Genomic DNA, 13,020 nt, shown 5'->3' with positions numbered 1-13,020 from the left:
CGAATGTGGGTGTTTTTTCCGTTCCGTTACCTAGGAGACGAGGAGGTCGGTGCCGATGGTCCTCGCTCTGACTGTGTGCGGGCTCGTGATCGTGCTCGTGGTGGTGGGTCTGTTCGTCTTCGGTCTGAGACGGCGGCTGATCCAGCGCTCCGGCGGCACCTTCGACTGCAGCCTGCGCTGGAACGCTCCGGAGAAACCGGGGAACGGCGAGGAGAACGGCAAGGGCTGGGGCTACGGCATCGCCCGCTACAACGGCGACCGCATCGAGTGGTTCCGTGTCTTCTCTTACTCCCCGCGCCCGCGCCGCATCCTGGAGCGCTCGGCGATCGAGGTGGCCGGGCGCCGCACCCCCGAGGGCGAGGAAGAGCTCGCCCTGCTCTCCGACGCCGTGATCCTCGCCTGTCTCCACCGGGGGACCAGGCTCGAGCTGGCGATGAGCGAGGACGCGCTGACCGGTTTCCTCGCGTGGCTGGAGGCGGCCCCGCCCGGACAGCGAGTGAACGTGGCGTAGCCACATTCACTCGCTGGGTGGGGGTCCCCCCGGACGAAGTCTGGGGGAGCGTCAACGTCGCGTGATCGTTCCGATCACTACTTCAGGCCATTGTTGATGGCGCTCACCAGCTCTCCGTTGCCGGTGTCCCCGCTGAACTCCCAGAAGAACGCGCCACCCAAACCCTGGTTCCTGGCCCAGGTCATCTTCGTACCGATGGTGGCCGGGGTGTCGTAGCTCCACCAGTTGCTGCCGCAGTGCGCGTACGCCGTGCCCGCGATCGTGCCGGTCACCGGGCAGGAGTTCTTCAGGACCTTGTAGTCCTCGATGCCCATCTCGTACGTGCCCGTGGCCGCGCCGGTCGCCGTGCCGCCGGGCGCGGACTGGGTGACGCCGGTCCAGCCGCGGCCGTAGAAGCCGATGCCGAGCAGCAGCTTGGCGGACGGGACGCCCTTGGACTTCAGCTTGGCGATCGCGTCGGCGGAGGTGAAGCCGGCGGTCGGGATGCCGGAGTACGAGGTGAGCGGCGAGTGCGGGGCGGTCGGGCCGGTGCCCGCCCAGGCGCCGAAGTAGTCGTACGTCATCACGTTGTACCAGTTCACGTACTGGGCCGCGCCGCCGTAGTCGGCCGCGTCGATCTTGCCACCGGAGGAGCCGTCACCCGTGATCGCGGCGGTGACCAGGTAGTTCGAGCCGAACTCGGTGCGCAGGGCCTGCATGAGATTCCTGAAGGCGGCGGGACCGGACGTGTCGCAGGTCACGCCGCAGGCGTTCGGGTACTCCCAGTCCATGTCGATGCCGTCGAACACGTCGGCCCAGCGCGGGTCCTCGACGACGGCCTTGCAGGACTTGGCGAACGCGGCCGGGTTCTGCGCGGCCTGGCCGAAGCCGCCCGAGTAGGTCCAGCCGCCGAAGGAGTACAGCACCTTGATGTGCGGGTACTTGGCCTTCAGCTGGCGCAGCTGGTTGAAGTTGCCGCGCAGCGGCTGGTCCCAGGTGTCGGCGACGCCGCTGACGGACTGGTCGGCCGTGTACGCCTTGTCGGTGGCGGCGTAGGCGTCGTCCAGTACGCACTGGCCGTTCTTGACGTTGCCGAAGGCGTAGTTGATGTGGGTGATCTTGGACGCGGAGCCCGAGGTCACCAGGTTCTTGATGTGGAAGTTGCGGCCGTAGACGCTCCACTCGGTGAAGTAGCCGAGATTGATCTTCGATCCCGGATCCGGGTCCGGGCCGGTGCCGCCCGTTGTCCGTACGGCGGCCGCGCCGCTCGCCGGGCCGGTCTGGTCGGCGGTGTCGCGGGCCTGGACGGTGTACGAGTAGTCGGTGCCGGCGGTCAGGCCGGTGTCCGTGTACGAGGTGGTCGTCACGGTGGCGACCTTGGTGCCGCCGCGCAGCACGTCGTAGTTCTTGATGCCCTTGTCGTCGGTGGCGGCGGACCAGGAGAGCTTCACCGAGGTGCTGGTGACGTCCGAGGTGGTCGGGGTGCCGGGTGCGGAGGGCGGGTTGTCGCCGGGGACCGAGGGACCGCCGTCACAGCCGCCGCCGTTCAGCTCGCAGTTGGCCGGGGAGCCTGAGCCGCTCCCGTTGAACCCGAACGAGACGGAGGCGCCGGGGGCGAGGGTGCCGTTCCAGGACTTGTTCCTGGCGGTCCAGTGGGTGCCGGAGGACGTGACGTCGGCGTCCCAGGCCGAGGTCACGGACGTACCCGAGGGGAAGTCCCACTCGACGGTCCAGGAGCTGAGGGTGGTGGTGCCGGTGTTCTTGACGGTCCACTTGCCTTCGAAGCCGGTGCCCCAGTCCTGGGTTTTCGTGTAGGTCGCCGTAGCCGATGAGGACGCGGCGGCCGCGTGGGCGGGAGTGGCGAGGCCGACCAGTCCGGTGAGGGGGAGGAGGAGGGTGGTGAGAACTGCCGCAGCTCTGTGCCTGAAGCGCATGTGCGCCTCCTTGAGGGGTGTCGTGAGCATGACGTGGCGCAGTGCAGTGCGGTGAGAATAGAAAGGTCTGGACCAACCGTCAAGAGGTCTGGACCAGACTTCCCGGCTGGTGCGGCTCCACGGGTCACACGCCCAACTCCTGTGCCAGTACGGCGGCTTGGACCCGGCTGCGCAGCTCCAGCTTCCCGAGGAGACGGCTGACGTGGGTCTTCACGGTCGCCTCCGCCATCTCCAGCCGTACCGCGATCTCGGCGTTCGACAGTCCCTCCCCGAGGCAGGACAGGACCTCGCGTTCGCGGCGGGTGAGGGAGTTCAGGACGGACGGATCCGCCGAGGGCTCGCGTACGGGCCCGGCGGCGAACTCGGCGATCAGGCGCCGGGTGACGGCCGGGGCGATGAGCCCCTCGCCCCGGGCCACCGTCCGGACGGCCTCCAGCAGGTCCTTCGCGTCCGTGTTCTTGAGCAGGAAGCCCGACGCCCCGGCCCGCAGCGCCCCGAACACATACTCGTCCAGGTCGAAGGTGGTCAGAACGAGTACGTCGGCCAGGCCCTCCGCGACGACCTGCCGGGTGGCGGACACCCCGTCCAGACGCGGCATCTGCACGTCCATCAGCACCAGATCCGGCCGGAGTTCACGCGCGAGGGCCACCGCCCGCTCACCGTCGCCGGCCTCGCCGACCACCTCGACATCGGGTGCGCTGCGCAGGATCAGGACCAGCCCGGCGCGTACGGCGGACTGGTCCTCGGCGACAAGGACGCGGATCATTCGGGGACTCCTCGGGACGACTGCGGGTTCTCGGTGGCGGGCAGGGTGGCGCGTACGGCCCAGACCTTGCCGTCGGCGGACTCCTCGGGGCCGGCCTCGAAGGTGCCGTCCAGCAGAGCGGCACGCTCCCGCATACCGATCAGGCCGGCGCCCGATCCGGGGGCGAGGGGGCCGTCGCGGTCGCCGTACGGACTGCGGACGTCGATGGCGAGGGTGCCGTCCCGCTGGGCGAGCGTCACCGTGACACGGCCGGGGCAGGCGTGCTTGAGAGCGTTGGTCAGGGACTCCTGGACGATGCGGTACGCCGCCAGCTCCACCGGCGCGGGCAGTCCGTCGCCGTGGGAGGCGTCGAGCGTGACGTCGAGGCCGTTGGTGCGGGCGCCCGCGACGAGTGCGCCGAGTCCGTCGAGGGTGGGCGCGGCGGTGGGTTCCAGATCGCCGCCGGCGTCGCGCAGGAGGCCGATGAGCCGGCGCATCTCGGCGAGCCCCTCGACGCTGTTCTCCCGGATGACACCGAGGGCCTGCCGGGAGGTGTCCGGGTCGTCGAGGGAGAGCGCGGCCGTGGAGTGGATGGCGATCGCGGAGAGGTGGTTGGCCACCATGTCGTGCAGCTCCCGTGCCATGCGCGCCCGTTCGGCGACGACGGCCTGGCTGCGGTCCATCTCGGCGAGCAGGGCGGTCTGTCCGGCACGCAGCCGGGCGGCCTCGGCGGCGTCGCGGTGGTCGCGCACGATCCAGCCGGTGGCGGCGGGCCCGAACGCCACGATGCCGATGACCACCCCGAGGAGCAGTGCCTGCGACACCCGCCACACCGCGAGCGGCACCACCGTTCCGGCCACCGTGAGCAGCCCGGTGATCCAGGGGATGCGGCGGGCCGAGGCGGGAGGGCCGTAGACGACGGCCGCGTAGACCAGGTCCGTGAACATCAGGACGGTGACCAGGCTGCCCTGGGTCATCGTGTCGAGGGTCAGCGCGACGACACCGGTGAGCAGCCCCACGCGCGGGCGCGTCCTCCGCAGCAGCTCGCAGCCGGCCATGACGGCGAGCGGCACGACGATGGGCCACGGCCCCTCCCAGAGCACGATCGGCTCCTGGGCCCGGCGGCTGGCCAGATCGAGGCCCAGCAGGAGCAGTCCACCGAGCAGACCGCCGGCCGCGACGCACACGTCGAAGCGGTGGGGGCGGGGGAGCGTCAGGGCCATGTAACCATCCAACACGGGCCGGGAGCACGGTGCCTGATGCCGGGGGGATCCGGGCTGCATCTTTCGATGTACCGCGACTTCGTCACTGCCGACGACGATCCCCTCGGTTCCGCACGGGAGTCTGAACAGGTGACCGAGAGGAGCGAACCGTGATCGTCGGACTGATCATCGCGTGCGAGGTGGCCTTCTGGGTGCTGCTGGCCGCGGGACTGGCCTTCCGCTACGCGTTCCGGATGCCGCGCCTGGGCCTGGCCCTGCTGCTGTGCGAGCCGCTGCTGGAGGTCGTCCTGTTCGTCGTCACCGCGATCGATCTCAAGAACGGTGCGGAACCCGACTGGAAGCACGGGGCCGCCGCCGTCTACATCGGCTTCACGGTGGGACTGGGCCACTCCACGATCAAGTGGGCCGACGCCCGGGTCGCCCACCGTTTCGCGGGCGGCCCGCCGCCGGTGCGGCCCCCTAAGTACGGCATGGCCCGCGCCGTCCACGAATGGCGTGTCGCCGGCCGCTGGATCCTCGCGGCGGTCGTCGCCATGGCGCTGCTGCAGGCCGCGATCTGGTACGTGGGTGACGACGGCGAGACCGGCTCGCTGCGGACCTGGCAGTCGAGGATGGTGTGGGTGATCGGCATCAACCTGGTCGTCGCCGCGTCCTACACGCTGTTCCCGAGGAAAGGCGAACCGGCCGGCCTGCGATGAGCCCCCATGGGTGCTACCGCTCCCCGCCCGGTACCCACAGCACGTCCCCGGCCTCCTTGTTCGCCGTCCTGGCCAGGATGAACAGCAGGTCCGACAGCCGGTTGAGGTAGGTGGCCGTCAGCGGGTTCATCACCTCGCCGTGCGCCTCCAGCGCCGCCCAGGTGGAGCGCTCGGCCCGTCGTACGACCGTGCACGCCTGGTGCAGCAGGGCCGCGCCGGGCGTACCGCCGGGGAGGATGAAGGAGCGGAGCTTCGTCAGCCCGGCGAGGAAGCGGTCGCAGTCCGCCTCCAGCTTGTCGACGTAGAACTGCTCGACGCGCAGCGGCGGGAACTCGGGGTCCTCGACGACGGGCGTGGACAGGTCGGCCCCGACGTCGAACAGGTCGTTCTGCACACGGGTGAGGACCCTGACGACCTCCTCGTCCAGCTCGCCCAGCGCGATCGCGGTACCGATCACCGCGTTGGCCTCGTTGGCGTCGGCGTAGGCGGCGATGCGCAGATCGGTCTTGGCGACCCGGCTCATGTCACCGAGGGCGGTGGTGCCCTGGTCGCCGGTCCTCGTGTAGATGCGCGTCAGATTGACCATGTGACCAGCCTAGTTACGCCCCGGCCGTCCGGAACACCCGTGTGCCCACCGTCACGGCAAGCGCCGCGAGGCCGAGGGCGACCAGCACGCCGTACAGCATGGACGCCGTCGCGTACTCGCCGACGTACGCGTCCCGCACCGCGTCCACCAGATAGCGGAACGGCATGAGGCGCGAGAGTACGTCCAGCCACCCGGGCGCCAGCGTCATCGGAAGCATCAGCCCCGACAACAGCATGGCCGGCATGGCGACGGCGTTGATCGTCGGGCCGAACACCTGGGGCGTGCTCACCTTCATGGCCAGCGCGTACGACAGGGAGGCCAGCGACACCGTCAGCAGCGCGACGAACGCGAAGCCGATCAGCACGCCGAGGAGCGGGGCCCGCAGTCCCATCACCACGGCGGCGAGCACCAGCAGCACCGCCTGGAAGACGAAGACCGCGGCGTCGCGCAGCACGCGGCCGAGCAGCAGGGCCAGCCGGCTCACGGGCGTCACCCGCATCCGCTCGACCACCCCCTGACCCTTCTCGATGATGACGGCGAAGCCGGCGAACGACGCGCCGAACAGGCCGAGTTGGAGTAAGAGCCCGGGCACGAGGACCTGCCAGGAACTGCCCTGCGAGCTCAGGGGCAGGTCCGTCAGCAGCGGCCCGAAGAAGAGCAGGTACAGCAGCGGCATCAGCACGCCGAAGAGCATCGCGAAGCGGGAGCGCAGGGTCTGGCGCAGATAGCGGCCGAAGACCAGCACGGTGTCGTGGAGAAGCATCGGGTTCCTCATACGGGTCGGGGGGAAGCCGCTATACGGCTACGGGGGTGGAGTCGGCCGGGGCGGGGCCGCGCCCGGTGATCGCGAGGAACGTGTCCTGGAGCGTGGCGTCGATCGAGCCGCCGTACCGGAGCTTGAGCGCGCTCGGGGTGCCCTCGGCGACGACCACGCCCTTGTCGACGACGACCAGCCGGTCGGAGAGGGCGTCCGCCTCGTCCAGGTAGTGCGTGGTCAGGAAGACCGTGGTGCCGTACTCGTCGCGCAGACGGCGGACCAGGTCCCACAGGTCGGCGCGGCTGCCCGGGTCGAGTCCCGTCGTCGGTTCGTCGAGGAAGAGGACCTTTGGGCGGTGGGTGAGCGCCATCGCGATGTCGAGACGGCGGCGCTGACCGCCCGAAAGCGCGCCGCACTTGCGGTCGAGGAGGTCGGACAGGTCGAGATCGTGCGTCAACTCCTCCGCGCGCTCGGTCGCCTGAGTTTTCGTCAGCCGGTAGAGCCGTCCCTGGGTGACCAGTTCCTCCCGGACGGTCACGGTCGGGTCGACGCCGCCGGACTGCGCCACGTAGCCACAGGCCCGGCGCACTCCGGCCGGGTCGGTGGCCAGGTCGTGGCCCGCGACCGTGGCGGCGCCGCCGGTGGGTTCGAGCAGGGTCGTGAGCATGCGCAGGGTCGTTGTCTTGCCCGCGCCGTTCGGGCCGAGGAAGCCGAGGATCTCGCCTGCGCGGACGGTGAGGTCGATACCGCGCACGGCCTCCACCGGGCCGTGCTTCGTCTGGAAGGAGCGGGCCAGGCCGGCCGCACTGATGATTGCCATGCTCACAGAAAAACAGAGTCACTGAAATTTTGCAACAACCCCAAATTTCAAACGAGTGCAAGAATCTGGGGCCCCTACGATGAGGCCATGGCAGAGGGGCTCAGGGAGCGCAAGAAGCGCGAGACGAGGCAGCGGATCTCGGACATCGCCACCGCGCTGTTCGTCGAGCACGGCTTCGTGACCGTGACGATCGCGGAGGTGGCCGACGCGGCCGACGTCTCCGTGAACACCGTCTACAACTACTTCCCCGCCAAGGAGGACCTCTTCCTCGACCGCAGCAAGGACGTCGTCCACCGGCTCTCGCGCTGGGTGCGCGGCCGTGACGCGGGCGAGTCGGCCGCAGCGGCCGTACTGCGCGAGGTGCGAGGGGAGGTCGAGACGGTCTCGCCGCGCGTCGGCCTCACGAAGGACTACAAACACTTCCTGAAGGTCATCCACGAGGCGCCCACCCTGCGCTCCCGGCTCTGGAGCGTCCAGCAGGAGGTCCAGGAGAACCTGGAGGCGGCCCTGCGCGAGGAGACCGGCGCCCCCGACGACGACCCCATGCCCACTCTCATCGCCGGCCAGATCAACTGGCTCCACCAGACGGTGATGGGCGTCATCGGACGTGAGATGGTCGCCGGGCGCGATCCGGAAGAAGTGTCCCGCGAGGTGCTTCTGCTCCTCGACGACATGGAGGAGCTGTTGAGCGAGAAGGTGCTCAACTACGCCGTACGCAGGGTGGAGTGACCCCACTGGCCGTGCCGGGTCACCTCACGAAGCGGTACTTCAGATGGGTGGCGAGGGGCGTGTCGACCACCCTGACCGGTTCGAGGTTCCGCCGCACGGCGCCCAGTCCCTCGAAGAGCCGCAGCCCCTCTCCGAGGAGCGCGGGCACCACGTGCAGCTGCAGCTCGTCGATGAGCCCCTCCCCGAGGTACTGCCGCACCGTGTCCGCCCCGCCCGCGATGTCGACGTTCCCGCCCCCGGCGGCGGCCTTCGCCCGGTCGAGGGCGCTGTGGACGCCGTCGGTGACGAAGGTGAAGGTCGTGCCGCCCTCCCTGACCAGGGTCGGACGGGGGCGGTGGGTGAGCACGAAGACCGGGGCCCTGAACGGCGGGTTGTCACCCCAGAACTCCTCGCCCGTGTCGTACATCATCTGGCCCATGACCACGGCTCCGGTGGCCTCGAACCACTCGCGCATCAGCTCGGAGTCACGGTTCTCCTCCCCGCCGGTCATGCCCTGGCGCTCCCGCCAGCTCGCCAGGTTGTGGATCCACTCGAACAGGGGCTCGGCGCCGTCGCCTGCCGGGTTGTCGAGGGTGACGTCGGTGCCGGCGATGTAGCCGTCGAGGGAGATGGCCAGATCCGCGGTTACGGTCACGAGGGGGTGCTCCTGAAGTCCTGGGAGGTGTTGCCTTCACCCTCACGTCGATCGGGAACCGGCGCATTCGACAGTCCCGGGGAGACTCCCGGCGTCAGCCGGTCCGCTCAGCGCCGACCAGCGCGAACTCGCGAGGATGGTGCGCTCCGGCCGCGGAGGACGGGTACCCGCGGCGACGGTCACGGGAGGGGTGGCCGGGTCCGCCGGACGGGGCGTGCCGCAGCGTGATGACCGTCTCACCCCCTGAGACGTGACACGCATTACCTTCCGGTCACACAGCCCCTCACGAGCGCTAGGGTCCGCCCGAGAGGCAAACATCAACCGTGCGTGAGAGCAGGGGAGTCGCACAGTGACACGGAAGCTCGCCGTCATCGGGGCCGGTCTCATGGGATCCGGTATCGCCCAGGTCTCCGCGCAGGCGGGCTGGGACGTCGTCCTGCGTGACGTCACCGACGAGGCGCTCACCCGTGGCACCGACGGCATCAAGGCGTCGTACGACAAGTTCGTCGGCAAGGGCAAGCTGGCGGCGGACGACGCGGAGGCCGCGCTGGGGCGCATCACCGCGACCACCGATCTCGACGCCGTCGCCGACGCGGACATCGTGGTCGAGGCCGTCTTCGAGAAGCTGGAGGTCAAGCACGAGATCTTCCGCGCGCTCGACAAGATCGTGCGCGACGGGGCCGTGCTCGCCTCCAACACCTCCGCCATCCCGATCACCAAGATCGCGGCGGTCACCGGACGACCGGAGCGGGTCGTCGGTACGCACTTCTTCTCACCCGTGCCGATGATGCAGCTGTGCGAGCTCGTCCGCGGGTACAAGACGAGCGACGAGACCCTCGCCACCGCGCGGGAGTTCGCCGAGTCCGTAGGCAAGACCTGCATCGTCGTCAACCGCGACGTCGCCGGCTTCGTCACCACCCGGCTCATCTCGGCCCTCGTCGTCGAGGCCGCCAAGCTGTACGAGTCGGGTGTGGCCACCGCCGAGGACATCGACCTCGCCTGCAAGCTGGGCTTCGGCCACGCCATGGGACCGCTGGCCACGGCCGACCTCACCGGTGTGGACATCCTGCTGCACGCCACGAGCAACATCTACACCGAGTCCCAGGACGAGAAGTTCGCCCCACCGGAGCTGATGCGCCGGATGGTTGACGCCGGTGACATCGGCCGAAAGAGCGGGCAGGGCTTCTACAAGCACTGACGTCACCGGAGCCACGGGGACCACACGGGTCTCTCGAGCCTCACCCGATGGGGTGAATTCGGTATCGGTTCGCTCACAGACGGCAACCTCGAGGGTTGGCAGACCGTCAGAAGTTGCATCACCAGATAACGACCGGCGTACGAAACGCACTCTCGGGGAGCGCATATGTACATCAGGGGCGACCACGCCGAGCTGGTCGTCGGGGGCCGCCTCGACGTCCGCAGCGCGGCGGACGCCCGTACGGTCCTGCACTCGGCCATCGACGACGGAGTCGGCGACCTGGTGCTCGACCTGTCAGAGCTGGACTCCTGGGATGCCACCGGGCTCGGGGTGATCATGGGGGTCCATCGGCGGGCGGGGCGGTGCGGGCGGCGGCTGGTTCTGCGTGAGGTGCCTCCGCAAATGCAACGCCTGTTGGTGGCCACCCGTCTGCACCGGATCCTCGCCATCGAAGGCGGCATCGGGGTGGAGTCGCTACCCCGTGTGTGACTCCGGACCCCGACTGTGGCGAATCGGTACGCCACCGGGTGGGACGACCCGAAAGTGAACGGACGTGCGGGAATGCACGTCCGTTCACGCGTGTGACCCGTCGTCCACAGGACACCCGGATGTCTGGTGAGTGAAGCGCATCACGCTCGCAATCCTCACGAGACTGTGATGTCTCGGACGGCACGGGACCCCGGCATTCCGTAGATACTGTGCAAAGGTTTAGGGTTCGGCTGCCCGCCGTCCCACAACCCTCGAGCGGGCACCGGACCAGAAGCGACAGCGCGGTGTGCGGCAAGGCCGGGAGGGGACCCAGCACACGACGCTGCTTTTGGGGGGCTAGGACCTATGGACCCGAACCGGGGACCCGAAGAATACGGCCATGACGACGGAGGGCGGGCGCCTCGCACGCGTCCGCCCCGCGACGCCCTGACACCGGATTTCGGCCAGCCCGCTCCGGCGCTCGCCCGCACCGTGCAGCTCGTCTCGGATGACTTCCTGCTCACCGTCAACCCCGTCGACGGCAGCGAGATAGAGAACTGCCCCCCGCACGAGCGCCCCGGCCGGTCCGGGAAGCACACGGCCGACGAGCGGGCCGAGGTCGACCGCGCCGCCAGGCCTCCCGTCCCACCGGGCCCCGCACAGCCCCGGCTGCCGCTCCTGGCCCGCGACGACGAGCGCGAACGGCTCGTACGACTCCTCGCGCGCGGCCGCTCCGTCCGCCTCACCGGCCCCGCGGGCTCGGGCCGCACCGGGCTCCTCGACCTCGTCGCCGAGGACTGCGCGGACCTCGCTCCCGACGGCGTCGTACGCCTCTCCGGCTACCGGCGCACCACCGCCGACCTGCTGCACGACCTCTTCACCACCGTCCACAAGGCGCCCCTGCACCGGCTCGGGCAGGACGAGCTCCTGGAGTTCGTCCGGGAGATCGGCGCGGTCGTCGTCCTCGACGACCTCGAGTTCGGCGGCGGCGCGCTCGACGAGCTGCTCGACGCGACCCCCGAGTGCGCCTTCCTGCTCGCCGCCACACCCGACGTTCCCGCGCCGTCCGCCGACTCATCCCTCGAAGAGGTGTTCCTGGGCGGGCTCGACCGCGCCGACAGCCTGGAACTGCTGGAGCGCGCCGCCGGACGCGTGCTCACCGAGGAGGAGTCGAACTGGGCGGGCGACCTCTGGTTCGAGTCCGAGGGCCTGCCGCTGCGGTTCGTGCAGGCCGGGGCGCTGCTGCGGCAGCGGGACCGGCTGCGAGCCGACGCGGACGCCTTCGACGAGTTCGGAGTGTTCCAGGAGGCCCGCGTCGACGCACCCTTCGACGCGGGGGACGGCCACGACGTACCGCTGCCGTCGCTCGCCGAGGGGGCCGCGCCGGCCGCGCTGCTCGCGTCCCGGCTGAGCGCCTCGGCGCGGGACACGCTGCGCTTCGCGGTCGCGCTCGGCGGTGAGGTGCCGCACCAGGCCCATCTGCCCGCGCTGGTGGGGGACACCCACGCGGACGCCGCCCTCGCCGAGCTGGCCGACTGCGCCCTCGTGACCCCGGTCGGCTCGCGTTACCGGCTCGCCGCCGGGGTGCCGGCCCAGCTGGAGGCCGCCGGGTACGCGGACGACGTCGAGGAGCGCGCCGTCACTGCCGCACGGCACTACGCGTGGTGGGCCGGGCACCCCTCGGTCACCCCCGAGCGGGTCGCGGCCGAGGCGGACGCCCTGCTGGCCGCGCTGACCGTCGTCGTTCCGCTGACCACCGCCGAGCCTCCGCCTCCGGCCGACGAGCAGGAGGGCTCCTCGGCCTTCGCCGAGGACGAGGAGAGCGCCGCCGTGCGACTGGCCCGCCAGGCCGCGCCCGCGTTCGCCGCGGGGCTGCACTGGGGCGCATGGGAGCGGGCCCTGCGCTCCGGCGCCGAGGCGGCCCGGCTCGCCGGGGACGTCGGTGAACAGGCCTACTTCCACCACGAGTTGGGGATCCTCGCGCTCTGCCTGGGGCAGCTCGACCGGGCCCGTGCCGAACTGGAGGCCTCCATCGGGCTCCGCGGCGCCCTCGCTGACAAGCGCGGCACGCTCGCGGGCCGCCGCGCGCTGGCCCTGGTCGCCGACCGCTCCGGGGCCACCCCGCCCGGCGGGCGTACCGCGGCCGGGGAGGAGGTGCCGGACGCCTGGCACGAGGAGTCGGCGTCCCCTCCCGGAGGCGTACCGTCCGGCTTCGTCTCCGGGTTCGGCCCGCCCGGCCCCGTGGACGACACCTCGACGCCGGGCACTCTTCCCCACGTGATCGGCTCCGCCCGGACAGGGGCGACCCCTGTGGCGGGAGGCGGCCCGGCCAAGGGCGGCATCAAGGGCCGTCTGGTGGACGGAACCCGGCGCAATCTGGTGGCAGCGGGCGCGGGCGTCCTGCTCGCCGTTCTGCTGGGCACCGTGGTGACCCTGGGGGCGACCTCCGACAACAGCGACAACACCCCGTCCGAGAAGGTCGGGGTGAACCCGTCGGCCAGCGCCGGCGTCGACGACGGGGACCTGGACGCGGAGCGTCCGAAGAAGGGCTCCGACGACGACCCCGCTGCGGTGTCCGGCCCCACGGATCCGGGACCGGACGGGACGTACGGCACGGTGGACGACCCGACGCCGACGAGGAGTTCCGAGCCCTCGGACAGGGCGAGCGGTACGGACAAGCCGGGCAAGCCGACGAGGTCGCCGTCCAGGTCGCCCTCGAGGTCGCCGTCCAGGACCCC

General features: G+C 70.6%; 13 protein-coding genes. 6 read left to right on the top strand and 7 right to left on the bottom strand.

Annotated elements, in window-relative coordinates; genetic code table 11:
• Positions 1-55: 55 nt before the first annotated feature.
• Entirely contained in the window at positions 56-511 is a 456-nt protein-coding gene (locus FNH04_RS06245; protein ID WP_152781123.1) for a DUF2550 domain-containing protein, read from the top strand.
• Positions 512-588: 77 nt separating this feature from the next.
• Here the strand turns inward: FNH04_RS06245 and FNH04_RS06240 are convergent, their stop codons facing one another.
• The 3 genes from FNH04_RS06240 to FNH04_RS06230 form a co-directional block, all read right to left on the bottom strand.
• On the bottom strand, positions 589-2,424 hold the full coding sequence (locus tag FNH04_RS06240) for a glycoside hydrolase family 18 chitinase (protein ID WP_152781121.1): 1,836 nt from the start codon (positions 2,422-2,424) through the stop codon (positions 589-591).
• A gap of 124 nt (positions 2,425-2,548) precedes the next feature.
• On the bottom strand, positions 2,549-3,190 hold the full coding sequence (locus tag FNH04_RS06235) for a response regulator (protein WP_152781119.1): 642 nt from the start codon (positions 3,188-3,190) through the stop codon (positions 2,549-2,551).
• Complete coding sequence (locus tag FNH04_RS06230; protein WP_152781117.1) at positions 3,187-4,392, bottom strand: sensor histidine kinase; 1,206 nt, start codon at positions 4,390-4,392, stop codon at positions 3,187-3,189. The genes FNH04_RS06235 and FNH04_RS06230 overlap by 4 nt, the downstream gene beginning before the upstream one ends.
• Positions 4,393-4,541: 149 nt before the next feature.
• Between FNH04_RS06230 and FNH04_RS06225 the strand changes: the two genes are divergently transcribed.
• On the top strand, positions 4,542-5,090 hold the full coding sequence (locus tag FNH04_RS06225) for a hypothetical protein (protein ID WP_322722651.1): 549 nt from the start codon (positions 4,542-4,544) through the stop codon (positions 5,088-5,090).
• A 13-nt stretch (positions 5,091-5,103) separates the two neighbouring features.
• Here FNH04_RS06225 and FNH04_RS06220 read toward each other — a convergent pair whose 3' ends face one another.
• The 3 genes from FNH04_RS06220 to FNH04_RS06210 are packed head-to-tail and all read right to left on the bottom strand — an operon-like array spanning position 5,104 to position 7,253.
• The gene (locus FNH04_RS06220) at positions 5,104-5,676 is read right to left on the bottom strand and encodes a cob(I)yrinic acid a,c-diamide adenosyltransferase (protein ID WP_152781115.1); all 573 of its coding nucleotides are present in this window, start codon (positions 5,674-5,676) and stop codon (positions 5,104-5,106) included.
• 13 nt (positions 5,677-5,689) lie between these two features.
• Positions 5,690-6,439, bottom strand: a complete 750-nt coding sequence (locus tag FNH04_RS06215; RefSeq protein ID WP_152781113.1) for an ABC transporter permease — start codon at positions 6,437-6,439, stop codon at positions 5,690-5,692.
• 31 nt (positions 6,440-6,470) lie between these two features.
• The gene (locus tag FNH04_RS06210) at positions 6,471-7,253 is read right to left on the bottom strand and encodes an ABC transporter ATP-binding protein (protein WP_152781111.1); all 783 of its coding nucleotides are present in this window, start codon (positions 7,251-7,253) and stop codon (positions 6,471-6,473) included.
• 87 nt (positions 7,254-7,340) lie between these two features.
• On the opposite strand from FNH04_RS06210, the gene FNH04_RS06205 reads away from it, so the two are divergent.
• Positions 7,341-7,982 (top strand): TetR/AcrR family transcriptional regulator, encoded by a 642-nt coding sequence (locus tag FNH04_RS06205; RefSeq protein WP_152781109.1) that lies wholly within the window; start codon positions 7,341-7,343, stop codon positions 7,980-7,982.
• Between the two features lie 19 nt (positions 7,983-8,001).
• Here the strand turns inward: FNH04_RS06205 and FNH04_RS06200 are convergent, their stop codons facing one another.
• Positions 8,002-8,616, bottom strand: a complete 615-nt coding sequence (locus FNH04_RS06200; protein ID WP_322722650.1) for a dihydrofolate reductase family protein — start codon at positions 8,614-8,616, stop codon at positions 8,002-8,004.
• A gap of 349 nt (positions 8,617-8,965) precedes the next feature.
• On the opposite strand from FNH04_RS06200, the gene FNH04_RS06195 reads away from it, so the two are divergent.
• The 3 genes from FNH04_RS06195 to FNH04_RS06185 form a co-directional block, all read left to right on the top strand.
• On the top strand, positions 8,966-9,814 hold the full coding sequence (locus FNH04_RS06195) for a 3-hydroxyacyl-CoA dehydrogenase family protein (RefSeq protein WP_322722649.1): 849 nt from the start codon (positions 8,966-8,968) through the stop codon (positions 9,812-9,814).
• A gap of 165 nt (positions 9,815-9,979) precedes the next feature.
• On the top strand, positions 9,980-10,303 hold the full coding sequence (locus FNH04_RS06190; protein WP_152781107.1) for an STAS domain-containing protein: 324 nt from the start codon (positions 9,980-9,982) through the stop codon (positions 10,301-10,303).
• Between the two features lie 345 nt (positions 10,304-10,648).
• A partial coding sequence (locus tag FNH04_RS06185) for an ATP-binding protein (RefSeq protein WP_152781105.1) occupies positions 10,649-13,020 on the top strand: 2,372 nt, incomplete at its 3' end.

Source organism: Streptomyces phyllanthi (genome assembly GCF_009377205.1).
Taxonomy (GTDB): domain Bacteria; phylum Actinomycetota; class Actinomycetes; order Streptomycetales; family Streptomycetaceae; genus Streptomyces; species Streptomyces phyllanthi.
This window is presented reverse-complemented; position numbering and strand designations above follow the sequence as displayed.